At 57.6% G+C, this 24,438-nt stretch carries 23 protein-coding genes, 3 tRNA genes and 3 rRNA genes; 17 read left to right on the top strand and 12 right to left on the bottom strand.

Annotated elements, in window-relative coordinates; translation table 11 throughout:
• Positions 1 to 103: 103 nt before the first annotated feature.
• Positions 104 to 568 (bottom strand): hypothetical protein, encoded by a 465-nt coding sequence (locus B5M07_RS02555; RefSeq protein ID WP_120350091.1) that lies wholly within the window; start codon positions 566 to 568, stop codon positions 104 to 106.
• Positions 569 to 888: 320 nt separating this feature from the next.
• On the opposite strand from B5M07_RS02555, the gene B5M07_RS02550 reads away from it, so the two are divergent.
• The 3 genes from B5M07_RS02550 (at position 889) to B5M07_RS02540 (ending at position 1,968) form a co-directional block, all read left to right on the top strand.
• Positions 889 to 1,122 (top strand): helix-turn-helix domain-containing protein, encoded by a 234-nt coding sequence (locus B5M07_RS02550; protein ID WP_120350090.1) that lies wholly within the window; start codon positions 889 to 891, stop codon positions 1,120 to 1,122.
• A gap of 84 nt (positions 1,123 to 1,206) precedes the next feature.
• Entirely contained in the window at positions 1,207 to 1,407 is a 201-nt protein-coding gene (locus tag B5M07_RS02545; RefSeq protein ID WP_120350089.1) for a hypothetical protein, read from the top strand.
• 303 nt (positions 1,408 to 1,710) lie between these two features.
• Positions 1,711 to 1,968, top strand: coding sequence for a hypothetical protein (locus B5M07_RS02540; RefSeq protein WP_120350088.1), 258 nt, complete (start codon positions 1,711 to 1,713; stop codon positions 1,966 to 1,968).
• 296 nt (positions 1,969 to 2,264) lie between these two features.
• Here B5M07_RS02540 and B5M07_RS02535 read toward each other — a convergent pair whose 3' ends face one another.
• Both B5M07_RS02535 and B5M07_RS02530 read right to left on the bottom strand, forming a co-directional pair.
• On the bottom strand, positions 2,265 to 2,711 hold the full coding sequence (locus tag B5M07_RS02535; RefSeq protein ID WP_120350087.1) for a hypothetical protein: 447 nt from the start codon (positions 2,709 to 2,711) through the stop codon (positions 2,265 to 2,267).
• Between the two features lie 88 nt (positions 2,712 to 2,799).
• Positions 2,800 to 3,021 (bottom strand): hypothetical protein, encoded by a 222-nt coding sequence (locus B5M07_RS02530; RefSeq protein WP_120350086.1) that lies wholly within the window; start codon positions 3,019 to 3,021, stop codon positions 2,800 to 2,802.
• 50 nt (positions 3,022 to 3,071) lie between these two features.
• On the opposite strand from B5M07_RS02530, the gene B5M07_RS19660 reads away from it, so the two are divergent.
• From B5M07_RS19660 to B5M07_RS19700, 11 genes are all read left to right on the top strand, one after another.
• Complete coding sequence (locus B5M07_RS19660) at positions 3,072 to 3,386, top strand: helix-turn-helix domain-containing protein (protein WP_120350085.1); 315 nt, start codon at positions 3,072 to 3,074, stop codon at positions 3,384 to 3,386.
• A 605-nt stretch (positions 3,387 to 3,991) separates the two neighbouring features.
• Positions 3,992 to 4,258, top strand: coding sequence for a hypothetical protein (locus B5M07_RS02520; RefSeq protein ID WP_120350084.1), 267 nt, complete (start codon positions 3,992 to 3,994; stop codon positions 4,256 to 4,258).
• Positions 4,255 to 4,542, top strand: a complete 288-nt coding sequence (locus B5M07_RS02515) for a hypothetical protein (protein WP_120350083.1) — start codon at positions 4,255 to 4,257, stop codon at positions 4,540 to 4,542. The genes B5M07_RS02520 and B5M07_RS02515 overlap by 4 nt, the downstream gene beginning before the upstream one ends.
• A complete protein-coding gene (locus B5M07_RS02510) occupies positions 4,542 to 4,760 on the top strand; it encodes a hypothetical protein (RefSeq protein ID WP_120350082.1) in 219 nt (72 codons plus the stop codon). Before B5M07_RS02515 ends, B5M07_RS02510 begins: the two co-directional genes overlap by 1 nt.
• Positions 4,757 to 4,936 (top strand): hypothetical protein, encoded by a 180-nt coding sequence (locus B5M07_RS02505; RefSeq protein WP_120350081.1) that lies wholly within the window; start codon positions 4,757 to 4,759, stop codon positions 4,934 to 4,936. Before B5M07_RS02510 ends, B5M07_RS02505 begins: the two co-directional genes overlap by 4 nt.
• Positions 4,933 to 5,253, top strand: a complete 321-nt coding sequence (locus B5M07_RS02500) for a hypothetical protein (protein ID WP_120350080.1) — start codon at positions 4,933 to 4,935, stop codon at positions 5,251 to 5,253. Before B5M07_RS02505 ends, B5M07_RS02500 begins: the two co-directional genes overlap by 4 nt.
• Positions 5,254 to 5,385: 132 nt before the next feature.
• A complete protein-coding gene (locus B5M07_RS02495; RefSeq protein WP_120350079.1) occupies positions 5,386 to 7,233 on the top strand; it encodes a ParB/RepB/Spo0J family partition protein in 1,848 nt (615 codons plus the stop codon).
• A gap of 445 nt (positions 7,234 to 7,678) precedes the next feature.
• Positions 7,679 to 7,903, top strand: a complete 225-nt coding sequence (locus tag B5M07_RS02480; protein WP_120350076.1) for a hypothetical protein — start codon at positions 7,679 to 7,681, stop codon at positions 7,901 to 7,903.
• 84 nt (positions 7,904 to 7,987) lie between these two features.
• Positions 7,988 to 8,209, top strand: a complete 222-nt coding sequence (locus B5M07_RS02475) for a hypothetical protein (protein ID WP_120350075.1) — start codon at positions 7,988 to 7,990, stop codon at positions 8,207 to 8,209.
• A gap of 1,206 nt (positions 8,210 to 9,415) precedes the next feature.
• Positions 9,416 to 9,652: a hypothetical protein gene (locus B5M07_RS02460; protein ID WP_120350072.1), complete on the top strand. Its 237-nt coding sequence runs from the start codon at positions 9,416 to 9,418 to the stop codon at positions 9,650 to 9,652.
• 44 nt (positions 9,653 to 9,696) lie between these two features.
• Positions 9,697 to 11,427, top strand: coding sequence for a recombinase family protein (locus B5M07_RS19700; RefSeq protein WP_368073834.1), 1,731 nt, complete (start codon positions 9,697 to 9,699; stop codon positions 11,425 to 11,427).
• On the opposite strand, the gene B5M07_RS02445 is transcribed toward B5M07_RS19700, so the two are convergent.
• The 8 genes from B5M07_RS02445 to msrP all read right to left on the bottom strand — a co-directional run bounded on the left by B5M07_RS02445 (position 11,384) and on the right by msrP (position 19,390).
• Positions 11,384 to 11,460: transfer RNA gene (locus B5M07_RS02445), tRNA-Met, on the bottom strand. The two genes, B5M07_RS19700 and B5M07_RS02445, sit on opposite strands and share 44 nt — an antisense overlap.
• A gap of 256 nt (positions 11,461 to 11,716) precedes the next feature.
• A 5S ribosomal RNA gene (rrf, locus tag B5M07_RS02440) occupies positions 11,717 to 11,831 on the bottom strand.
• A gap of 121 nt (positions 11,832 to 11,952) precedes the next feature.
• Positions 11,953 to 14,784, bottom strand: a 23S ribosomal RNA gene (locus tag B5M07_RS02435).
• Between the two features lie 432 nt (positions 14,785 to 15,216).
• Positions 15,217 to 15,293 (bottom strand) — tRNA-Ile (locus B5M07_RS02430).
• A 168-nt stretch (positions 15,294 to 15,461) separates the two neighbouring features.
• Positions 15,462 to 15,537: transfer RNA gene (locus tag B5M07_RS02425), tRNA-Ala, on the bottom strand.
• Between the two features lie 145 nt (positions 15,538 to 15,682).
• Positions 15,683 to 17,146: ribosomal RNA gene (locus tag B5M07_RS02420) — 16S ribosomal RNA — on the bottom strand.
• Together the 16S, 23S and 5S rRNA genes with 3 tRNA genes alongside form the textbook arrangement of a ribosomal RNA operon.
• A 626-nt stretch (positions 17,147 to 17,772) precedes the next feature.
• Positions 17,773 to 18,411: a protein-methionine-sulfoxide reductase heme-binding subunit MsrQ gene (gene msrQ, locus B5M07_RS02415; RefSeq protein WP_120350071.1), complete on the bottom strand. Its 639-nt coding sequence runs from the start codon at positions 18,409 to 18,411 to the stop codon at positions 17,773 to 17,775.
• A gap of 73 nt (positions 18,412 to 18,484) precedes the next feature.
• Positions 18,485 to 19,390 (bottom strand): protein-methionine-sulfoxide reductase catalytic subunit MsrP, encoded by a 906-nt coding sequence (gene msrP, locus B5M07_RS02410; RefSeq protein ID WP_120350070.1) that lies wholly within the window; start codon positions 19,388 to 19,390, stop codon positions 18,485 to 18,487.
• 122 nt (positions 19,391 to 19,512) lie between these two features.
• Between msrP and B5M07_RS02405 the strand changes: the two genes are divergently transcribed.
• On the top strand, positions 19,513 to 19,947 hold the full coding sequence (locus B5M07_RS02405) for a hypothetical protein (protein WP_067630017.1): 435 nt from the start codon (positions 19,513 to 19,515) through the stop codon (positions 19,945 to 19,947).
• A gap of 74 nt (positions 19,948 to 20,021) precedes the next feature.
• Here the strand turns inward: B5M07_RS02405 and clpB are convergent, their stop codons facing one another.
• Positions 20,022 to 22,637, bottom strand: a complete 2,616-nt coding sequence (gene clpB / locus B5M07_RS02400) for an ATP-dependent chaperone ClpB (protein ID WP_120350069.1) — start codon at positions 22,635 to 22,637, stop codon at positions 20,022 to 20,024.
• A gap of 354 nt (positions 22,638 to 22,991) precedes the next feature.
• On the opposite strand from clpB, the gene B5M07_RS02395 reads away from it, so the two are divergent.
• Positions 22,992 to 23,306 (top strand): orotidine 5-phosphate decarboxylase, encoded by a 315-nt coding sequence (locus B5M07_RS02395; protein WP_067942287.1) that lies wholly within the window; start codon positions 22,992 to 22,994, stop codon positions 23,304 to 23,306.
• A 261-nt stretch (positions 23,307 to 23,567) separates the two neighbouring features.
• Positions 23,568 to 24,263 (top strand): orotidine-5'-phosphate decarboxylase, encoded by a 696-nt coding sequence (gene pyrF, locus B5M07_RS02390; RefSeq protein WP_067630027.1) that lies wholly within the window; start codon positions 23,568 to 23,570, stop codon positions 24,261 to 24,263.
• Positions 24,264 to 24,438 lie beyond the last annotated feature (175 nt).

Here is a 24,438-nt window from a genome sequence, read left to right as displayed (position 1 = left end):
TGCCTGTTGGCACGACGAAACGCCGTGCCTTTGCCTTACTTGCCGGCCGGCGTTAGCCGCCTGCCGAACTGTTCCGATTGGTTTGCAGGATGACGCGCCCCTCTTACGGGGGCTGCGCCGCCTGATCTGTGCTGTCGGGTGGACCGGGTGGCTTGACGATCAGCGGCCACTGGGCGCGGAACTCCGCCCTATCAGGCCGCCAGCGGATGTACTGGCCCCGGAAAGGCAACCCATAGAGGCGGTCATAGTGGACCTGCAGCGAACCGAAGTCGCTGAACCCTTCATCCCGCGCGAGTGTCTCAAACCATTCCGGCGTGACCATCACCGCGTTGCCGAGCGTAACTTTATCGGCCTCGATGACGATTTCTTCGGAGCGGCTACAGGGCGCGACGATCAGACGGTGGCACTCCGGCGACTTCATCCAGAGCGGCGGCACAGCGCCGCAGAAAGCATGGACAGTGCCGCCGACTGCCACATGGGGCCGCTTGCCATGAGGCTTGATCACGCTGGCCTTAATGCCAAAGATGATCGCGCGGGCGTCCTCTGGCCGGAAGTTATAAGCTACCATCAGGCGGCCTCCACCAAGGAGGTGATACCCTTGGGCTTCCAAGCTGTTCCCACCCTTCGGCGGCCTAGGCCCAACCACAATAAGTAGAGAGAATCACCCCGTACGACAAAACATGTTGTATCGGGCAAGGCTTTTATTGCGTTTTTTGCCGTAGAAAAGCCTTGATGTAGGGTACGGGGCCTGCCGTAAAGTAAGGTCCCGAGTCGAAGATCACTACTCTTCGACTCGGGCAGTTCAACCGCAGCTGTAATTGCGGCAAACCAGGCCCGACGGCATCTCGAAAAACGCCGGACCACATTGCCAGAGAAGGAGCTATCCCTATGGCAACCTACGAACACCATATGACTGGTGTAGCGCTCAATGACATTTCGATTAAGCGAAAGCAACTGACGCTTGATGAGGCGGTAACCGCCCATATTTTGCGCCAGCAAGGCGAGACCTTTACGGATGTCGTTCAACGGCTGGGCACCAACGCAAACCGTGTTGGTGAGGTGTTTCGAGGAGACGCATTCCCCGAAGCAGCGATGCTCGCACTGAAGAAGCTGACGAGCTAAAATTGAGGCGGCGGTATAGCAGCCGGAAGAGCTGCCGGGAGGAACCGCCGACCCCTTTAGCGTCTGATTGGAGAAGATCGAGCCATGGGATTTGAAGTAACCAACGAAATGATCCGACCGGATAAGGGAACCGCGTCGCTGGTCCTGCACGATCCTGAAACGAACTCTCAGATCATCGTGAATGTGCATATCTCTATGATTGAAGAGCCAACCCGCAAAGAGTTCCTGGCTAAGTCGAGGCAAGCCGTGAAGGCGGCTTTGTCCGATGCAATCAAGATGCTTTGAACGTCGGCGTAGCCCAAACGAACGCGCGCCTGTCAACGACTTGTGTCGAAGATTAGCTAGGCCAAACCCCTGATAATCCTCAGGCATCCGGCGCAGAACTGCGGTCGTAATAGGGCGGCCTTGCGGTTGATGCATTGACCGATCAGGCGGGCATGTAGGATTTATGTTGGTACGTCGGGGCAGCGAGTACGAATCGCCACCCCGACTAGCGATACCGCGCCGCTGAACTGCGCGACACACTGCGATCATCGGCCCACTGAGAGAACGCCGATTGATCGCCATAGTCAGGAAAAGGAACCTCCCATGACTATCTCTTACCGGTCCATCGGACCGGACGGCAGACACCCGATGACGGGCGTCCTTCTGAACCCTTACGCCATTCGGCGCAAATTCTTTACCTTCGACGATGCTGTAACCATTTGGATCATGCGCTTGCAATGCGAAGATTACGTTGTCATCCAACATTTCATGGGCGCTTGCTCGTACCGAATTGCAGAGGTTCTGTCTGGTGAGGTGCATCCCGATGCCAAGAACGAGGCAATCCGTCGCCTCACCTGCTGAACTGAGCAAAAGAGGCGCGCAGCCATTGCCGGCCGCGCGCCTTAGTTCAACAGGGAGTAGACCCCGACACCGCACCACAGGCTGGCCCGGCGCCGGGCGGGGCTTTACGCGACACCGCGCCCCATCGGTGAGGGAAAGCGCATGAAACGCCCTGCCACGCAAATTGGACGGGGCGGCGCGCATCCCCAGACGCTGCGCACCACCCCGGAACCGCGGCTCGACGGAGAGAGAATCGCAACGATGTCCCTCCGGAGCCTGCGGATGACGAAAGGGAACAACCGAGACCGCTGGATTGGTCACGCCGCACCGCCAGTCCGCACAGCAGCCGGCTTCCCGCGGGCAATCGGGGCCAGCAACTCCATCAGCTCCAAGGCAATCGGGCGCAGGACAGCAGCTTCACGGTGATCGACGTGACCATCAGTCAGCGCCTCCGCCAAGAGAGATGAGAACGCGGTCGCGGCGCAGAGCGTAGGCATGTGCTCAGGAAGGCAAGTCTCACCCTTTCGAGCTGATTGTCCCACCATGCCCAAAATGTCGGAAGTAAACCCCGGCCCAAGCGCGGCAAAAAGCGACATAAGGCCAGCGGCGGTCGGCGTCACACCCTCTTCATAGCTGCGAAGGGTCCGAGCCTTGATGCCAGTGACCTCTTCCAAAGCTTCAAACGAGTAGGTCTTGCCGTGGCCGACCCGAAGACGAAGCGCGGCGTCGATCTTGTCTGAAAGTGCTTCGCTGGAAATCTTCATGTTTGTTTCCATGGTTTTGATGCGGTGACCAAGGCAAGTTCAGCGTATGGCAGGGAATTTTGACATGGAGGGAGGAAGGGGCGCGGCATTAGGCGGCGTCCGAGGTTATTGGAGCAGCATTTCGGCGTGCTTGAGCCAACTGCTCAAGAGTAAGGGACTCGCCTCGCTTTTTAGCGGCATCAATCAAGACGAAATCGTGGTCCGCAGGGATTTTCCCTCGTGCTTTCCAAGCCGCCACAGTCGAGTAGGGCTTGTCGATGTCTTTTGCCAACTCGGACATGGTCGGCCAAATTTTAAGAATTTGTTCCATGCCAAAGCACTACGCATATTGCGTATCACGGTCAATACGCAAATTGCTAAATGCGATCCGCAAGTTGTTTATCTAGGATTACCCCAATTATGATGGGGACTATTGTGCTTGAAGATCAGCAAGATAAACGGGAGGCGGTAGCCGCAAGAATTTCTCGGATACGCGAAATCAGCGGGCTCAATAAGAAGGACTTTGCGGCAAATCTTGGGATGTCACCCCAAGCATGGGGCGACTACGAGAACGGCAAGCGTGACTTACCCTTGCCGGTCGCGAAGAAACTTAGGAAGGTCTATTCCGTCCCCTTGGAGTTCACATACTTTGGTATCAGGTCTGACCTCCCGCACAGGATCGCGACGGAATTGTGATCAAGCCCTTCTGTGAAGTCTGCCCAAAAATCTAGTGGCAACCCCGACTTCAAGCGGGCCATTTTGAGCAAGGCAAGCAATGCAGCGTCCTCTCGATCTTCAATATTTAACCTCATAAAATCACCCCCGCGTTCTCTATACGTTCACGCTACTTGTACGCTTACACGGGGGTCAATACGCGGAACGGAAACTTTTTAACTTAGCAAGAACAGGCATGAGAAAAAGATTTGCTCTTCTTGAGTTAGACCCAAATGCGGTTGGCAGCAGAGGCCTCAAAAGACCCGTGATAGAGCGCCGCAATACTGATCCGGCCACTCATAGATTCGATGCATTAGCTTTCCGCATCCTCGTCCATTCCAAAAGCAGAGGCTAGTCGAACACCCGAGGCGCAGCTCGACACCAACCGGTGTCGGACTATCAACACTCTCGTCGTCTCACTAACACCCAGCCCAATGAAGGTTTTCTTTTCGACCGCGGCCGTGCTGACAGGCTCATTGCAACGTAGCGAGAATCTCAAAAATACGCATTTTGTGTATTTAATGAGTTGACACTACGCATATTGCGTATCATTTCTCTTCACACCACCCCGGTAATGGAGATGGAATATGCAAAGACGCAGCACCGAAACCGCCCACGCGGTTGTCACGAACCCTGAACACTTCCACACGCAGCCCACGATACTCGCCTGCGCGTGGGACATCCTCATGGCCGAGCGCGGCAAGCGCGTAAACCTCGATCGTCTCGGACCGCCCGCCCATATCGTTGAAGCCGAACCGTTCAATCCGGTCTTGGCTGACTTCGACAGTCGAGCCCCCCGCATCCTCACCCGCATTCGTCACCACGTGGCGCCGACCGGCGGTGACGCGGCATGAAGCTCACATTTCCCGACCTCGACAGCGCTATCGCCGCAGCGAAAGATGCTGGGTTCAGCATCGGCGCACCCCATCGGAATGAGCCGATCGGCCTGATGCACGGCAGCTTCCACATTGCGAAATGGCGCAGCCTTCACCGCTGCGACCGCAAGCTTTGTCATGCGGTGATCCACCAGAGCTATCCCGGCGAGGTCACCGTGGTTTTGCAGGCCACCTGCCCCAAAGTGCCAGCTACCGCGCTCTGCGCAGCTGCGGTTGCCGCGTCACCAAAAGAGGTCGCGTGATGTCCGAGCTTCCACAGTTCGCACGCTTCTGGATGATCTGCCGGAAACCTGCCGGCCCCGGCGCCCGGACCGAGCCGCGCCAACGCTACAGCACCTTCAACGATGCCGAACATGCCGCCAGCCAGTTGGCGGAAAGCACCGGCGCGCCGCACCTCATTCTCGAAAGCGTCGCGATCATCCGCCCCGGCGACAACACTCAGAAGGGATTGTTCCCATGATGACTAAGGATGAAGCCGACCTCGCCCATGCCCGCGGCATTATCGCGGATTGCTGCCACTATTCCGATGCCGCCGTGATCGCGGCCTGTGACACGATCCTATTGCTCGATCGGAACGGCGAGGATGCTCACCGCGCCCGAACACTGCGCGACACTCTCGAAAAGACAGCAGCATGAGCGCCCCGCTCAGCCGTAGTCGCCCCGACCTTACCAAAGCATTGGAGGAAATGATGGCAGTCCAGCGCGATGAACAGCGGCAGCAAGATCAGCACGCCACAACCCTTGCGAGGCTACGGGCAATGGAAGGCAGCGGACCGTGGCTGCATGAGCCCTCGCGCTGCGTCCAGTCCCGTCGCTGGCCTGCCTATCTCGGCGTCATTCTGTTTGCTCTGCTGCTCGCCACCCTGCTCGCCACTATCGCGACCGCCGCGAGCACTGCGATCGCGCACATCCAAATCACGCCAAACCTCGCGCTCTACTGCGGCGCCTGCTGAGGGCCTGAGCATGAAATGGACCACTGAAACAGTACCGGGCTTTGGCTGCACTTACCGCGTAGAGCGACTGACCCTATTCGGGCTCACTCTGTATGTGCGCTGGACCAAATCCCCCCAATAATTGGAGCCCCTATGACCGACCAATCCCCCATGTCGACCACCCGCACCGTGCCGCTTGATGACCTCTCGCTGCATGCCTTTAATCCGCGTCAAGTTCACGATCCCGAAGACATCGCTGCGCTCGCGAAATCGCTGTCCATCAACGGCTTGATGCAGAACCTCAACGCGCTGTACGAAGACGGGAAGTTGGGCATTGTCGCTGGCGGCCGGCGGCTGCGGGCACTGGAACACTTGCGTGCACAGGGCAGCGATTTTGCCGACAGCGCAGACATCGACTTCGACGCGATCCCGGTGAACGTGACCACCGACCCCGCACTGGCCCGCAGTTGGGCGGGGTCCGAAGGTGCCACGCAGCGCCCGCTCCACCCGGCAGATGAAATCCGCGCTTATGCCGCCATGGCCGATCACGGCAGCGATGCCGATCAGATCGCAGCGGCATTCGGCCAAACCCGGGCCCACGTCCAGCGTCGCCTGAAACTGGCTGGATTGTCGGCTTCCACATTGGATGCCCTACGATCCGGAGACATCACCCTCGACATCGCTCAGGTGCTCACCGTCACCGGCGGCGCAGAGCGCGAGGCACAGGCTTTGAAGCTGGCGACAGAGCATCGCTATTCCGCTGACCGCCTGCGTCATCAATTAATGGAAGGCAACGTGCCCTCAACAGATCGCCGCGTGCAGTTCATCGGCCTTGACCTCTACCGTGCCGAGGGCGGCACGCTCGACGAAGACCTGTTCAGCGATCAATCCCGGCTGCACAACGCGGAACTGATCCATCAGTTGTTTGAGACAAAGCTGATCAAAGCGGCTGAGGAGCTTCAGGCAAGCGAGGGTTTCGCCCGGGTCATTCCTGTTTTTGAATCGTGGGTCGGCTACCAGCACACCGAAGGCATGACGCGGATTTACCGCCAGGCCATCGACTTGCCCGAAGCGGATGCCATCCGACATGCAGAACTTTGCGAACTCGGCGAAACGCAGACCTTCACCGACGCCGAGAAGGCAGAGTTTGACGCGCTCGAACAAAGAATGCTTGGCGACTACAAAGACGAAGAGCGAGAGGCTGCCACCGTCTTCGTCCTGGTGGACCGCGATGGGAAGCTAGAGGTCAGCTCCGCCTACCTGCCCGCTCAACAGCGCGCCGGCTCAAATTCCGGCGCTGAGGGCGATGAGGTAGAGAAAATCGCTCCAAAGCCACCGATCACCCAAGCCGGGATCGAGGACTTGCGCCGTATTGAGCGGCTCGCCCTGCAAGCGCGGATGATCGCCCAGCCAGAACTGGCTCTCGATCTGTTGGCCTTCCAGCTTTGGACCGAGATGCCAAGTTTCACCGGCCCCTTCAATATCCGCGCTGAAGAGCAGCTGACCCTGCCCGAAGTTGCCAATAGCCTCACCGTCGACAAGCGCGTCACCGGCGAAGACGATGATCAAGCCGCTGACCCACGCGAAGACTTCGACGCGGCTTTCGATGCCTTCATCGCCAAAGGCAAAAAGCACCGCAATCAGATCCTCACCACCCTTCTGGCGCGGACGATGAACGCGCCCTTCGCCAGCGCCGCCAACCGCGCTCTGATGCAACGGCTAGACGTCAGCCCGCGCGCCATCTGGACACCGACAGCAGAGAGCCTGTTCAACGCCTGCCGCTCAGAGGCACTTGATAGCATCTGGCGAGAGCTGGTGGTGACCGAAGAGCGCGAAGATCAGATGGAACGCTTTGCCAAGCTGAAGGTCGGCGAGAAGCGCCAGGAGCTCGAAAAGCTGTTCAACGACGCCAGCACGCAGGAGGCCTTGGGGCTGAGCCGTGCGGAGGTCGCAGCGATCGATAGCTGGCTGCCTGACGTGATGAAGGGAGAAGCAGCGTGACCAACTTCACACCAACAGTGACAGAAATGGTTGACGATAGCGATCATGCCCTCCTGAGGGCGGCGCGAGAGCTTGGCTGCAATGATCCCTTGGTCCAGAGCCTTGCTGATCGCGTCGAGGCGCTGCGAGGCGGCATGTCCGCTATCGGTATAAGCCCTTCGCTGAGTTCCTGCCACCTCATAGCAACGCAATCCCTGAAAGGCCGCTGATATGACGCAGGTGGTTACAGGCAGCCCAAAACTCAAAACTCAGCTGCCGACATCCAACAAGAACCGCGTTCGGTTCCGCGACCCGAGAACGAAGGAGTATCTACACCTTTCCGGGACCGGGCGGACGAAGGGAACGGACTATGCATGGATCGGCACTCACGCCCAAGCCCGAGCCATACGCGACCAAGCGCTATCCGAGGACCGGCCGTGGCCCTTTATCGCGGTGAGGCCCAAAAGTGCCTGAAGACCACATCATATCTCAGCGCTTCGGAAAGGTTCGCTACGCGACCATCCGCAGGGATTTCCAGCAGCTGCGCATCGCGATCCGGGCACACGACAGCTTTGCGGCCGAGGAAGCCTGGGAGAAATGCGAGCGCTGGCTGGAGGCGATTTCACCCGCCGCGCTGCGCGCTCTCGACGCAGAAGAGAAAGACAGGAGGACACGTAATGCCGCTTTTTGACAGGCTGCTTTGTATTGCGACCCCAACACTAGCGGTCAGCCTCGCGCTGCTCGCTCTGAAAACACTGGCTTCGAGGGCATTGGTATGAACCAGATTACAACCACCGGCCCGACGCCGAGAACCGATCGCCGGAAAAAGGCCCGCGAAACATCCGCTACCACCCCCGCTCCCTCAGCCTGCGACATCGCACTGGAAGGCATGATCGTTCTCCTCGCACGGCACATCTCCCGCGAGATGACTTCTGTCGATGAAGCTCAGGAGATGGTGGGCGACGCGGGACGTCAGCGCGTCAGTAAGATCGGCTGATGAAGTCAAAGGAAAAATGCATGGCCGGCGTAAAGAACACCGGGATCCAAGGTTTCTGGATGGGCAGCGCTTCTCGTGCGCAGGCTACCAGCGCCCCTTACGCGGGGAATGAGTTGACCGGTGGCCATGCTCAGCAAAGGAGCAAGTGATGCATGTAGCTTTGATATGGGGCGTGTGGGGGCTGCCGTTCGGCTTCTCGACCGGAGGTGACGCAAAAGATTGGCAATGGGCGGTATCTATGGGGCCGCTGCACCTAATCCGACACAACTGATCGAGCATAGGAGAAAGGTTTGCAGATATGTCGCTGGCATAAGGCGGATGACGTTACGAGCGAGCGGTTCCTAGTGCCGGGCTGCTGGAACCGCGCAGTTTATGGTGACCATGCAGACTGCCATTGCCCGAAGCCCCCAAAACGAATGTCAAAAGAGACGCGGGTTTTGGTCGAGGCGCTAGCGGCGCTAGGCCTCGATGATGATCAATTTGATGACGCCTGGGATTATCTCCGGCGCGTAAGAGCTAGTTAGGAGCGGAATATGAGTTGGGAGTTAGGTGGAATGTTTGCCGTCGGATATTTGACGAGCCGGATCGTCCTTTATGCCCGTGGGAGTGCGACCCTAGTAGAATTGGTGGCAGCCGGTGTAACCGCGGTCATAGTGGGCATCGGGATCGCAGCTATCTTCAATAAGTAGATATCCGTATGGCAATTCGAGTTCGCAAAGATGGTCGCATGTTTTGTGCGGCTCTGCGCCCCGCCGAGCCGGGCGACACATACATCGACGATACCCTTCATTACAAAATGAGCGTCGATCATCGCGTCCTCGTTACTGAGCCAATAGAGCGCCATCGGGAGAACGCAGAATGGTGGTGGCGTGGCCAAGTCCCTGAGGGCGTAAAGATCGACCACTTCTATCAATTAAATTAGCTCCGGAGGCCGATATGGCGAATGCAGCATACGATTTTAAACCCGGGCAATTTTTCCTTGTGCAGATCACCGACGAAGGGCCGAACCAGCTTCAGGGCCACACAACATATGTCAGTCGAGACACCGCTGAAAGAGCAGCCCTCGAAATGATGAGAGCGAACATGTGCAGGGAACAGATCGTGGCCGTCGTAGAGGTCGCGGGGCTGCATATGCTCGATATCAGGACATCGCTTATAGACTTGCGCCCACCTAATTTTAACAAAACCAAGTAGCACGGAGCCCCTATGCAGCCCTTGAGAATAACCAACGCCACGCGCGTACTGGCCGAGGCACAAGACGAATACTACGCACTTGCCATCCTCGATGAAGTGATCGATGGCGCCCCTCAAATGACCAGCGTTTGGGAACCCACCCCCAAGGAACTGGCGATGCTTCAAGAAGGTGGCGCTGTGCGTCTCTCCATCATCGGCACAGTGCACCCCCCGGTAATGATTACCACGCAGCCGGCGCCCAAAATCTAGCCCCTACTCAACCAGAACTTTAGCTTGCCGCACCGGCGGGATGCATGTCATCCATTCCGCCGCATGCTGTCCGTTTGCCTTTCCTCATCGCAAGGACCACCTCTATGCCCACAAAACCCGCCTCAACCGCACTCCGCGCATGGGTCTATGCCCGCTACTCCACCAACAAGCAGACCCAAAAATCCCTCGATGATCAGATTTCAGAATGTCAGCGGTTCGCCGACCGGCACGGCTGGCACATTGAACGCATCCTGACCGACGCGGAGCTGACCGGCTACAGCGATCACCGGCCCGGCTATCAAGAGCTGCTGCGCGGGATCGAGGGCGGAATGATCGATATCGTGGTGGCCGAGAACATCGAGCGGCTGACCCGCGACGGGGAGCACAGCGCCCAACTGGAAAAGCTCTGCGCCTTTCATGACGTCAAGATCATGACGATCATTGATGGCGAGGCGAACGCGCTGAACATGGGGCTGAAGTCCCTGATGAGTGGCGCCTTGCTGAAATCCATCGCCCTACAGGCCCATCGCGGCCTCGCGGGCAATGTGGCCGCGGGGAAAAGCGCCGGCGGCCGCTCTTACGGCTATGTGACCCCGAGAGACGAACGAGGCGACAAGATCAAAGGCGCGCTGGTCATCAATGAGGGTGAGGCGCAGATCGTTCGTCGTATCCTGACGGAGTTTGCAGAGGGGATATCGCCCAAGAAAATCGTTGACCAGTTGAACCAGGACGGAATCCCAAGCCCGAGCGGAAGAGCCTGGCGCCAAAACACTGTCTTCGGCAACCGCAAGCGCGGCACCGGCATCCTGAACAACGAACTCTATATCGGCGTCAGGGTCTGGGATCGCCTCGAGTACCGTCGACACCCGCAAACACAAAAGCGCGTCTCCCGCCTGCGGCCGGAGGAAGAATGGGTTCGCGTGGAGGTTCCGGAGCTGAGGATCATCGACGATAACCTCTGGGCGCGGGTCAAAGCGCGCCAAGACAGCTTCCAAGTCAAACCCCGGCGGGGCTCCAACAGCGGTGGTGTCGGCCCCCGCCCCAAGTTTCTTCTGTCTGGCTTCCTCCGCTGCGCCAAATGCGGTGGGCCGTTGACGATCGCTGGTACAGTACACAAACGCTACTACTGCAAAACCGCCAAAGAGCAGGGACCTAGCCAATGCACCGGCATGACAGGCCTCTTGAAGGACGAGGCGGAGCAGGCAGTTTTGGGCGGCGTGAAACGCGCGCTGCTCGGGTCCGATGCTTTCACGCGGTTCCGGGAGGAGTATGCGAGGGCGCTTGTTGATGCGACGCAGTCGCTCCAAGCCGATCGCGCTTCGGTCACCCGGCAGCTCCGCGCAGTGGAGACTGAAATCCGGAACGGAACCGACGCGATCCTTGCCGGCGTGAACAGTCCTGCCCTTATTGAAGCCCTGTCGAAAGCCGAAGCGCGGAAGCTCAAGTTGCAGGCCCAACAGCGGCAGATTGAAGACACCCGGCCGATGCTGCCGACGGACCTAGAGGAGGTCTACGCTGCGCATGTGAGAAAGCTGGAAACGATTCTCGCAGAACCCGAGTTGGTCATCCATGCGCGCGATATTCTGCGGATTCTGGTGGAAACCATCAGCGTCGAGGAAGTGGAGGAAGGCGGGCACCTTTTGGGCATCGAGGGAGATTTGACAAAGTTCCCAATGACATATGCAAAAGCCGCCCCGAAGGGCGGCTTTGCGAACAAAAGTTCGATAGGCTTGGTTGCGGGAGTAGGATTTGAACCTACGACCTTCAGGTTATGAGCCTGACGAGCTACCGGGCTGCTCCATCCCGCGCCAATGCCCTTCGTTTAGACTTATAGCACGAGGGCTGCAAGGGCATTCGTACATAGAATTTAGATTTTTCTTGAGATTTTACGCAGCCCCCTTAACTTTCGCTTCGCCAAAGTTCGCGCGTGAGTTTGGGGACACAGAAACGTGCCGATAACGCCCCCCGCCCCCCAAAGACAAAACCGCCGCAGCTTTATAGCTGCGGCGGTTTTGTTATTTTTCTCATCGTCGAGAGATACTTTTTTTATCAGGAACTTATTAGGTTTGGCGATGACCTACTCTCCCACGTCTTAAGACGCAGTACCATCGGCGCTACGGCACTTAACGGCTGGGTTCGGGATGGGACCAGGTGTTTTGCTCGCGCTATGATCACCAAACCAAATAAACTCCTGATAAAGCGCTCTGCGCGTTGCGACGCAGAGCGTGTTCCAAGTCATGTACAACTGATTGTATGTGTATGCTTTTGATTGATAAGTTGAAGTCTTGCTTCTACTGGATCAAATCAAGCCTATCGAGCAATTAGTACCAGTCAACTGAACGTGTTACCACGCTTACATCTCTGGCCTATCGACGAGGTGGTCTACCTCGGCTCTCAGGGATACCTTGTTTTGAGGGGGGCTTCCCGCTTAGATGCCTTCAGCGGTTATCCTGTCCGATCATAGCTACCCAGCACTGCTATTGGCATAACAACTGGTCCACCAGTGGATCGTTCACCCCGGTCCTCTCGTACTAGGGGCAACTCCTCTCAAGTATCCTACACCCACGGAAGATAGGGACCGAACTGTCTCACGACGTTCTAAACCCAGCTCACGTACCTCTTTAAACGGCGAACAGCCGTACCCTTGGGACCTGCTCCAGCCCCAGGATGAGATGAGCCGACATCGAGGTGCCAAACACTGCCGTCGATATGGACTCTTGGGCAGTATCAGCCTGTTATCCCCGGCGTACCTTTTATCCGTTGAGCGATGGCCCTCCCACTTGGGACCACCGGATCACTATGGCCGTCTTTCGACTCTGCTCGACTTGTCAGTCTCGCAGTCAGGCTGGCTTCTGCCATTGCACTCAACGAGCGATTTCCGACCGCTCTGAGCCAACCTTCGCGCGCCTCCGTTACGATTTAGGAGGCGACCGCCCCAGTCAAACTACCCGCCACACAGGGTCCCGGAACCGGATAACGGTCCGCGGTTAGACATCAAGCAGAACAAGGGTGGTATCTCAAGGGAGGCTCCACCGAGACTGGCGTCTCGGTTTCAAAGCCCACCACCTATCCTGCACATGTTCGGCCTAATGCCAGTGTGAAGCTGTAGTAAAGGTGCACGGGGTCTTTCCGTCTAACCGCGGGTAACCGGCATCTTGACCGGTAATTCAATTTCGCTGAGTCTATGTTGGAGACAGCGGGGAAGTCGTTACGCCATTCGTGCAGGTCGGAACTTACCCGACAAGGAATTTCGCTACCTTAGGACCGTTATAGTTACGGCCGCCGTTTACCTGGGCTTCAATTCAGAGCTCTCACCCCTCCTTTTAACCTTCAGGCACCGGGCAGGCGTCAGACCCTATACGTCGTCTTGCGACTTCGCAGAGCCCTGTGTTTTTAATAAACAGTCGCCACCCCCTGGTTTGTGCCCCCAGCCTCTAGTTGCCTAGAAACCGGGCCTCCTTCTCGCGAACTTACGGAGGTATTTTGCCGAGTTCCTTCAACATAGTTCTCTCAAGCGCCTTGGTATTCTCTACCTGTCCACCTGTGTCGGTTTAGGGTACGATCTAGCGATGGAGCTATTTCCAGGGACCTCTAAGCAGCCCATTCAATCCGATAAGGATGAACTACCCTCGAGATCCGTCACTTCCATCTGGCCCAGGAATATTAACCTGGTTCCCATCGACTACGCCTTTCGGCCTCGCCTTAGGGGTCGGCTTACCCTGCTCAGATTAGCTTTAAGCAGGAACCCTTGGACTTTCGGCGAGAGTGTCTCTCACACTCTTTGTCGCTACTCATGTCATCATTCTCACTAGTGATCTCTCCACCGGATCGCTCACGCGCCAGCTTCACAGAAAGCTCCTTGTGTCCAATCCTACCTAAGTAGGTAAGGACACATGGAACTATGTCACACTACGCTCTGCTACCATGCAATAAATGCATCCTCAGCTTCGGCTCATGGCTTGAGCCCCGTTACATCTTCGCCGCAAGACAACTTATTTAGACCAGTGAGCTGTTACGCTATCTTTAAAGGATGGCTGCTTCTAAGCCAACCTCCTGGTTGTTTTGGTCGTCTCACCTGCTTTCCCACTTAGCCATGAATTAGGGGCCTTAGCTGGAGGTTAGGGTTGTTTCCCTCTTCACGACGGACGTTAGCATTCGCCGTGTGTCTGCCGACTAGTACTCCTCGGTATTCGGAGTTTGGTTAGGATCAGTAAGCCTGTGGGGCCCCATTACCCATCCAGTGCTCTACCCCCGAGGGTATTCGGTCGACGCTCTACCTAAATAGATTTCGCAGAGAACCAGCTATCTCCGAGTTTGATTGGCCTTTCACCCCTAGGCACAGCTCATCCCGATCTTTTTCAACAGATGTGGGTTCGGTCCTCCAATAAGTGTTACCTTATCTTCAACCTGGCCATGCCTAGATCACTCGGTTTCGGGTCTGATCCCACGAACTCAACGCCCTATTAAGACTCGCTTTCGCTACGCCTACACCTAACGGCTTAAGCTTGCTCGTGAGACCAAGTCGATGACCCATTATACAAAAGGTACGCTGTCAGGACGCAAGGTCCCTCCAACTGTTTGTAGGCGTTCGGTTTCAGGTACTGTTTCACTCCCCTCGTCGGGGTGCTTTTCACCTTTCCCTCACGGTACTGGTTCACTATCGGTCAGTAAGGAGTACTTAGCCTTCGAAGGTGGTCCTCCGATCTTCAGACAGAATTTCACGTGTTCCGCCCTACTTAATACGTCCAATCATGCTTCTTATACGGGACTATCACCCACTTTGGTTGCGCATTCCAACGCATTCTAACCACACTCATGGCTCGGCTGGTCCCCGTTCGCTCGCCGCTACTAGGGGAGTATCATATTGATTTCCTTTCCTCCGGGTACTTAGATGTTTCAGTTCCCCGGGTTTGCCTTTTTAAGCCTATATATTCAGCCTAAAAATACCTGGTTTACCAAGTTATTAGCTGCACCGAAGTGCAGTAATAACAAAGTATCAGGTGGGTTGCCCCATTCAGAAATCCATGGATCAAAGCTTATTCTCAGCTCCCCATGGCTTATCGCAGAGTATCACGTCTTTCATCGCCTCTTACTGCCAAGGCATTCACCAAACGCCCTTTTCGCGCTTGATTTGATCCAGAAAAAGCAAGACTTAGCGTCTCGCGCGAAGATCAGAAGCTGGTAAGAAACTGATCCTCTTTATCCTGTATCAAAAGCATACTTTTACCCGCCCAGACTATCGTCTGGACAATGAGCGATGCAGATAGCGAACCGTCCGTGCAGGAGGTCCGCGTCATCGCTCTGGTTAGTGTACTTGACTTGGACAACATATTCGTTTCGGTCGCGATATGTCCGAAAGGCCGAGGAAACAGCCATTCAAACACCGGCCCCGAAGGGCAGCAACCGAGATCATCCCCTAACGCGGGCCGATCAAACATGTTGTTAGTATCTCTCTTTACGATGTCAATTCGTCTGTGGGATGAAGCTTGCTTCATCCGGGAACAGACGTTCAAACACATGGGTATGTGCTTGAAGGTATGTTCCGTGTGCCATCCGAAGGAGGATGGTGGGTCGAGGAGGACTTGAACCTCCGACCTCACGCTTATCAGGCGTGCGCTCTAACCACCTGAGCTACCGACCCAGAGATTTTGCCGTAGGCAAAACTCGTCGTTCCGGCAGGGCATTCCGAAGGAATGGCCCGAGAGGAACCAGCCCTTAGTGGTTGAAGGTTTAAGGACCGTTACGCTGCCCCTCTCGCACGTCCATTGGACGGGCAACCAGGGCGACGCCTTTTGCTTTGCAAAAGGCTTGGTGGAGCCTAGGAGGATCGAACTCCTGACCTCCTGAATGCAAATCAGGCGCTCTCCCAGCTGAGCTAAGGCCCCAAACTTTTGAGACCTACGCGTTCAGCGCAGGACCTATTTCTGAAGAGATATGAGGACGGCTCGGTTCTAATATAGTCGGCTTTGTTTGCCGACTTGCTAAGTGTTCCACGAGTGAGACAAGTCTCGCTGCTAGGAACATCCTTAGAAAGGAGGTGATCCAGCCGCAGGTTCCCCTACGGCTACCTTGTTACGACTTCACCCCAGTCGCTGATCCTACCGTGGTCCGCTGCCTCCCCGAAGGGTTGGCGCACGGCCGTCGGGTAGAACCAACTCCCATGGTGTGACGGGCGGTGTGTACAAGGCCCGGGAACGTATTCACCGTGGCATGCTGTTCCACGATTACTAGCGATTCCGACTTCATGGGGTCGAGTTGCAGACCCCAATCCGAACTGAGACAGCTTTTGGGGATTAACCCATTGTCACTGCCATTGTAGCACGTGTGTAGCCCAACCCGTAAGGGCCATGAGGACTTGACGTCATCCACACCTTCCTCCCGCTTATCACGGGCAGTTTCCTTAGAGTGCCCAGCCGAACTGCTGGCAACTAAGGATGTGGGTTGCGCTCGTTGCCGGACTTAACCGAACATCTCACGACACGAGCTGACGACAGCCATGCAGCACCTGTCACTGCGCCACCGAAGTGGACGCCCGATCTCTCGGGTTAGCACAGGATGTCAAGGGTTGGTAAGGTTCTGCGCGTTGCTTCGAATTAAACCACATGCTCCACCGCTTGTGCGGGCCCCCGTCAATTCCTTTGAGTTTTAATCTTGCGACCGTACTCCCCAGGCGGAATGCTTAATCCGTTAGGTGTGTCACCGAACAGTATACTGCCCGACGACTGGCATTCATCGTTTACGGTGTGGACTACCAGGGTATCTAATCCTGTTTGCTCCCCACACTTTCGTACCTCAGCGTCAGTATCGAGCCAGTGAGCCGCCTTCGCCACTGGTGTTCCTCCAAATATCTACGAATTTCACCTCTACACTTGGAATTCCACTCACCTCTCTCGAACTCAAGACCAGGAGTTTTGGAGGCAGTTCCGGGGTTGAGCCCCGGGATTTCACCCCCAACTTTCTGATCCGCCTACGTACGCTTTACGCCCAGTAATTCCGAACAACGCTAACCCCCTCCGTATTACCGCGGCTGCTGGCACGGAGTTAGCCGGGGTTTCTTTACCAGGTACTGTCATTATCATCCCTGGCGAAAGTGCTTTACGATCCTAAGACCTTCATCACACACGCGGCATGGCTAGATCAGGCTTGCGCCCATTGTCTAAGATTCCCCACTGCTGCCTCCCGTAGGAGTCTGGGCCGTGTCTCAGTCCCAGTGTTGCTGATCATCCTCTAAAACCAGCTATAGATCGTAGACTTGGTAGGCCGTTACCCCACCAACTATCTAATCTAACGCGGGCCGATCCTTCTCCGATAAATCTTTCCCCCGAAGGGCGTATGCGGTATTACTCACCGTTTCCAGTGGCTATTCCGCAGAGAAGGGCACGTTCCCACGCGTTACTAACCCGTCCGCCGCTAGACCCGAAGGTCTCGCTCGACTTGCATGTGTTAGGCCTGCCGCCAGCGTTCGTTCTGAGCCAGGATCAAACTCTCAAGTTGAAAAGCTATTGCTAGCTTATCCTTGACGTCGAACCTCTGCACATCGACCTGTATCCCTTACTGAAAGATACAAGCCATTCTCTGTTTGTTGTGCTTGAGACTACAAAGTAGTCGAAAGCCGTCCAAACAGTGAAGCTGACACTCTATCATCGGGCCTAAACCCTAAGAGCGCGATATACAGACGTTGATCCATCGAATGAACCAAACCGCCCACATATCTCTTCAGATATCAAATTTTCAAACAGCGTTGAGACAAAAGAAACTGAGATGCGCCCTAACTTCTTGGCGCGCCCCGCCCTAATACCTCGAATTTTTATCCACCTTCCGAACCGAACTCAGCGTCTCCGCTCCCGTCCGCCCCGTCTGGCGCCCCGCCGCTGCATCTCTGCGCCGCCGGTAGAGGGGGTTCTAAGGCGAGTGACAGAAACCCGCAAGCCATTTTTTGAGGTTTTGTGGAGTTTTTGTGAAAGGACTTCAAAGCCCAATTAGAACAGTGAGTTAACACCTTATATCATTTGCGAAATCCTGCCCAATCCCCACTTGCGCAGCCCCATTATGTTAACGCCACCAGTTATCCACAGGCCATAGAGCCCATAGGCGCGATTCAGGGGTGTGAATCACGGCTCTTAACTGCGAATCCGATTCACCCCGCCCTGCGAAAGCCTCTGCCGGATGCGCTTGAAGGGAAGGCGGTAGATCAAGAGCGCCAAGATCACTCCGGCGTAGATCAGCGGTTCCAATTGAAGACCCTTTGCCAGCCACAGAAAATGAAGCGCCGCCAGCAGCGCCGCGACATAGGTAAGACGGTGGAGTTTGCGCCAGCGGGCGCCAAGCTTGCGCAGGGACCAGTTGTTGGAGGTGGCCGCCAAGGGGATCAGACAGAGGAACCCCGCCATACCAATGGTGATATAGGGCCGCTTTAGAATATCCGTCCAGACTCGCGAGAGCGTCTGCACATCCAACACGGCCCAGACGGTGAGATGCGCAAGCGCATAGACAAAGGTCATAACGCCAATGGCCCGGCGAAAGCGCAGTAAGTTCAGCCCAAGTGTCCGGCGTAGGGGGGTGACAATCAGCCCAGCAATCAAAAGGCGCAGCGCCCATAGGCCATAGAGATGCTCCAACCCTTTCACCGGGTCACGACCCAGCCCACCGTTGAGCCCCTGATAGAAGAACCACGGGATCGGCAGGGCCAGCAGCAGATAGACGGGCCAAACCGGAACGCGCCGGGCGAGACTGTTCAGAGTGTCAATCGCCCCCGCCATCACACGGCCACCCCGGGCAACACGCTTCCGCCGAGGCGGTCAAAAACTCTGTGCATATATAGTGTGTCGCGCATCAGAAGTTCGCGGTGAGGTCCATGCCCTCGTAGAGCCCTGCCACCTCTTCTTCGTAGCCGTTGAACATCAACGTCGGCTGACGCCGCGCAAACAGCCCGCCACCGATGGGGCGCTCATCGGCCTGCGACCAACGCGGATGGCTCACGTCGGGGTTTACGTTACTGTAGAAGCCGTATTCCCGCGGCGCGGCCTTGTTCCAGCTGGTGGGCGGCTGTTTGTCTGTCAGGGTGATCCGCACGACGGATTTGATCGACTTGTAGCCATATTTCCACGGCACCACCAAACGCAGCGGCGCGCCGTTCTGGTTCGGGATGTCTTTGCCATAGATGCCGGTGGCCATGATTGTCAGCGGATGCATCGCCTCATCCAGACGCAGCCCTTCGACATAGGGCCAGTCGAGCACGGGGAAGCGGACGCCGGGCATTTCCTCAGGCCGGTAGGCCGTCTCGAACGCGACGTATTTCGCACCGGATTGCACCCCGGCCATATTCAGCAGATCGGCCAACTCGAACCCGTTCCACGGCACCACCATCGACCAAGCTTCGACGCAGCGCAGGCGGTAGATGCGCTCTTCGATGGTCATGGCCTTCATGATGTCCTCAAAAGCGTAATCGCCTGGCTTGTCGACCATCCCTTCGATGGTCACTGTCCACGGCTTGGTCGTCAGGCTCCCTGCGTATTTCGCGGGGTCACCCTTGCCGGTGCCGAATTCGTAGTAATTGTTGTATTGGGTGATGTCCTCATAGTCATTCGGGGTAAGCTCCTCTTGGGCCATGGCCCCCTGCCCCAAGCTGGCCAGACCAAGCCCCGCCATCGCGCCGCCCATGATCTGACGCCGGTTAAAGTACTGCGCCTCGTCGGTCACGTCTCGGTCTGTCAGTCGATTGATCCAGCGATTGGCCATTTCAGCACTCCCTACTATACTCAATAGAAGTTAGCGCCCGCCGCGGGTGGCACCAAATCCTTTCGCCCGGATTTCAGCCAGCACACCGGAATGTTAGGCGCCGTTATTAAAGGAGTGCCGCCATGATCCGTTTCCTTTTTGCCGCCGGTCTGATGCTGGCCAGCGCCGCGCAGGCGGATGAGATGGTCACTTATACCACCGACCAAAGCTTCGGCGATGTGACCTTTGGGGTGGAGAATGCGATCCTGAATCAAGGGCTGATCCCCGAAAACGTCAGCCATGTAGGTGAGATGCTGGACCGTACCCGCGCGGATGTCGGCTCTGACGTGGTGCTGTTCGAGGCGGCGGAGGTGTTCAGCTTTTGCTCGGCGGCGCTGTCGCGCAAGGTGATGGAAGCGGATGTGATGAACATCGGCTTTTGCCCCTACGACATTTTCGTGATGCAACTGCCAGAGAGCGACGAGGTGACCGTCGGCTACCGCGCCTTCCCTGAGGGCGCGATGCAAGAGGTGCAAACCCTGCTAGATACCATCGTGAAGGAAGCGATTGGCGAATAATGGGCGCCTTTCGCGGGTTTTAGTCCAAGCAAAAAGGCCGGGAAAACCCCGGCCTTTCTTAACGTCTTGGGCGTTTAATGCACCGTGGCATCATCCGGTTTGGGCCGGTTCGACGCGGCCACCTGATCGCCAATGATCAACCCATCGGCCCCGGCACGGACGGTGACGGTATCGCCGTCTTTCACGTCTCCGGCCAGCAGCATCTCAGCCAGCGGATCCTGCACGGTGCGCTGGATCACCCGCTTGAGGGGCCGCGCGCCGAAGACCGGATCATAGCCCTCATCCGCCAGCCATTTCCGCGCGGCGTCATCCAGATCAAGCGTGATCTTCCGCCCCGCAAGCCGCTTGAGCAGCCGTGCCATCTGGATCGTAACGATGCCGTCCATATCCGCACGGCCCAGACGGTCAAAGATGATCGTCTCGTCCAGACGGTTCAGGAACTCAGGCCGGAAATGCGCCCGGACCGCGTCCATCACGTCGCGCTTGGCCGCGGCCATGTCACCGCCCTCGGGCAGTTGGCTCAGCGCCTGCGCCCCGAGGTTTGAGGTCAGGATGATCAGCGTCTGCTTGAAGTCGACCGTGCGGCCCTGACCATCGGTCAGCACACCATCGTCGAGCACCTGCAACAGCACGTTGAAGACATCCGGATGCGCCTTTTCGACCTCATCAAAAAGCACGACCTGATAAGGACGCCGCCGCACCGCTTCGGTCAGCACACCGCCCTCGTCATAGCCGACATAGCCCGGAGGGGCACCGATCAGACGGGCCACCGAATGCTTCTCCATAAACTCGGACATGTCGATGCGGACCATCGCATTGTCGTCGTCAAAGAGAAACTCGGCCACGGCCTTGGTCAATTCGGTCTTACCCACGCCAGTCGGCCCTAGGAAGAGGAAGCTGCCAAGCGGGCGGTTTTCGTCGTTCAGCCCCGCCCGCGCACGGCGCACGGCATTGGCGACCGCTTTGACAGCCGCGCTCTGACCGATCACCCGATCATGCAATTGCTCCTCCATCCGCAACAGCTTGTCCCGCTCCCCTTCCAGCATTTTGCCGGCAGGGATACCGGTCCAACGCTCGACGACGCTGGCAATCTGATCCGGGCGCACGGCCTCTTCGACCATCATGTCGTCTTCGCGGCCCTCGGCGGCTTCAAGGTCGCGCTCCAACTGCGGGATCACGCCATAAGATAGCTCGCCCGCGCGCGCGAGGTTGCCTTCGCGTTTGGCAATGTCGAGGTCGGCCCGCGCATGGTCCAGCTTTTCCTTGATGTCGCGCGCACCGGCCAGCTTGTCCCGCTCGGCCTGCCACTGCGCCGTCATCTCGGCGCTGCGGTCTTGCAGATCGCTCAGGTCTTTCTGCAAAGCCTCCAACCGATCCTTGGACGCGGTATCGTCTTCTTTCTTCAGCGCTTCGGCTTCGATCTGAAGCTGCAGGATCTGACGGTCCAGCGCGTCCAGTTCTTCGGGTTTGCTGTCGACTTCCATGCGCAGACGGCTGGCGGCTTCGTCCATCAGGTCGATCGCCTTGTCGGGCAAGAAACGGTCGGTGATATAGCGATGGCTCAGCGTCGCCGCCGCGACCAGCGCGGTGTCGGAAATGCGCACACCGTGGTGCAACTCATACTTCTCTTTGATGCCACGCAGGATCGAAACGGTGTCCTCCACCGTCGGCTCCTGCACGATTACTGGCTGGAACCGCCGCGCAAGTGCTGCGTCTTTCTCGACATATTTGCGGTATTCTTCGAGCGTGGTGGCACCCACACAGTGCAGCTCACCCCGCGCCAGCGCAGGTTTCAGCAGGTTCGACGCATCCATCGCGCCGTCGGCCTTACCGGCACCGACCAGCGTGTGCATCTCGTCGATGAACAAGATCACCTCGCCCGCGGCTTCGGTCACCTCGGTCAGAACCGCCTTCAGCCGCTCCTCGAACTCGCCACGGTATTTCGCCCCGGCGATCAGCGCGCCCATGTCGAGCGCGAGCAGGCGTTTGTTGCGCAGAGATTCAGGCACGTCACCGTGCACGATCCGCAGGGCCAAGCCTTCGGCAATGGCGGTCTTACCCACACCCGGCTCACCGATCAGCACCGGGTTGTTCTTGGTCCGGCGGCTCAGCACCTGCATCGCGCGGCGGATTTCCTCATCCCGGCCAATGATAGGGTCGATCTTGCCCTCTTCGGCCCGCGCGGTCAGGTCGAGGCTGTATTTCTCCAAAGCCTCATAGCTGTCTTCGGCGGTGGCGCTGTCGGCCTTGCGCCCCTTACGTACATCATTAATCGCGGTGTTCAGGGCTTGGGCCGTTACTTTGCCCGCTTCCAACGCCGTCTTCGCGCCAGACTTCACCATGCAAAGCGCGGTCAGAATGCGTTCGACAGTAACGAAACTATCGCCCGCTTTCTTGGCCATGGTTTCGGCCTCAGCCAATACTTTGGCGGTGGTGCCGTCCAAATAGACCTGCCCCGCATCGCCGGTGACTTTCGGGATTTTGCCAAGCGCGAGGTCAAGCGCCTGCATCACGCGCGCACCATCGCCGCCCGAGGCCGCGATCAGGTTGCGCGCCAGCCCTTGGTCGTCGTCCAGAAGTGCTTTGAGTACATGTTCAGGGGACAGCCGCTGATGGCTTTCCCGTGTCGCGATGGTTTGCGCCGCTTGAATAAAGCCGCGCGATCTTTCCGTGAACTTGCTCAAGTCCATGGGTCTCTCCTTTTCTACAAGCGCTCCAAAATGCCGCGCCCGATATGTGGCACGCAGCGGTCTGAGCCTCGGTATCAATTTGGGAAGCGGTGCTGCGGGTTCAAGACCGTACGGGCGCAAAATACCGCCGCCAAAGAAGCCGCCAATAGGAGGATTTCGCCAATAAGGCGAAAATACGGCAACTTTGCGTCAAAAAATACCATCCTATGCCATTGATATAAATACATTGTTAACCTTTATCCACAGAAAGTGTAACCATAATGAAACCATTTGGCTGCCTCTCGCGTTAATTCCTCAGACGAGAGCAGGACGACAAAGCCTGCCAAGGTTCAGAAGAACACAAGAGGTGAAACGATGCAGACGCGCCCTATCCAGTTGACAGATGTCACCTACAATGCGGCCACTCAGTGTTTCGAAGCGCTGGTGACCGTCCAAGACGGGGAGCAGCTGCGCCGCTACGCTTGTGCCATCGATGCCCCGATTACCATGTCATACCGCGATGCCGCTGACGGCCTGTCCCGTCAAGCGCTCCGCCGCCACGCCCAGAAACGTGGTTTGAGTTCCGAAGTCCTGCGCCACGTCCCCGCTCAGCGGGCCGGACGCCGCAGCTTCGATCCGCTGCGTTGGTTGGAAGAGGTCATGGACCTCCCCGGCCGCGACGCAGCCTAACCCTCTTCCGTGCGGCACCTGCCTGCCGCGCGGCTGCCCGCGGACCTGCTGCCACCTCATCTGTCCCGATGTGGCGTTCCGCATACCAGAGACCAGTGCCTGCCTGCTAAGTCTCTGATCACTTGGCCCGGACCCCGCAACGCGGTGTTCGGGCCTCTTTTTTGCGCCCCTATTTTTTTGCGCCCCTATTGCATGAATGATGGACTTGCCCCGCGCCGCGGCGTAGGTCAAAGCCGTTTGAAAATTGGCAGGAGCCCTCGCATGTCTGATGACCGTCTGATTGTCGCCCTTGATGTTCCCCATGCGGTCGCGGGGCTGGAACTGGCCGAAAAGCTCGGCGATGCGGTGGGCTTTTACAAAATCGGCCTCGGCATGCTGACGGGCGGCGGCTTGGCCTTGGCCAATGAACTGAAACAGGAACATGGCAAGCGCATCTTCCTTGATATGAAGCTTTTCGACATCGGTGCCACCGTAGAGGCGGCGGTGCGCGGGCTGGCCCAGTTCGATCTGGATTTCCTGACCGTCCACGGCGACCCGCATGTGGTGGCGGCGGCCAAGCAAGGTGCCGCCGGCACCGACATGAAGATCCTCGCCGTCACGATCCTCACCTCGCTTGACCGCGCCGACCTTGACGCCGCGCTGATCCAACCGGGCGATCTGGGCGATCTGGTGCTGACCCGTGCGGGCCGCGCGTTGGACGCAGGCGCGGATGGCGTCATCGCCTCCCCTCAAGAGGCCGCCGCGATCCGCGCCCTCCCCGAAGCAAACGGCAAGCTTATCGTCACGCCGGGCGTGCGCCCCCAAGGTGCCGCATTGGGCGATCAGAAACGGGTCGCCACCCCCGGTCAGGCCATCGCGGATGGCGCCGATCACATCGTGGTGGGCCGCCCGATCTGGCAGGCCGAAGACCCCGCTGCCGCTGCCCGCGCCGTGCTTCAGGAAATTTCTGAACGTTAACAAGAACCTCCCTCGCCCTGTAGCAAATCGACCACAGCGCGCCGGGATGCGCCGCGGGGGCGGCCATCAATGTTAGGCGAAAACCGCGTAACATGTTATGTTGAACTCAGGTGATACTCCCCGACGAACTGGTTCTTCCTGATGTTCGTCACCTCCCCCCGCTCACGCAGGCGGG

The organism is Sulfitobacter sp. D7, assembly GCF_003611275.1.
Classification (GTDB): Bacteria; Pseudomonadota; Alphaproteobacteria; order Rhodobacterales; family Rhodobacteraceae; genus Sulfitobacter; species Sulfitobacter profundi.
Note: the sequence above shows the minus strand (reverse complement) of the source record. Positions and strands in the feature narration are given on the sequence as shown.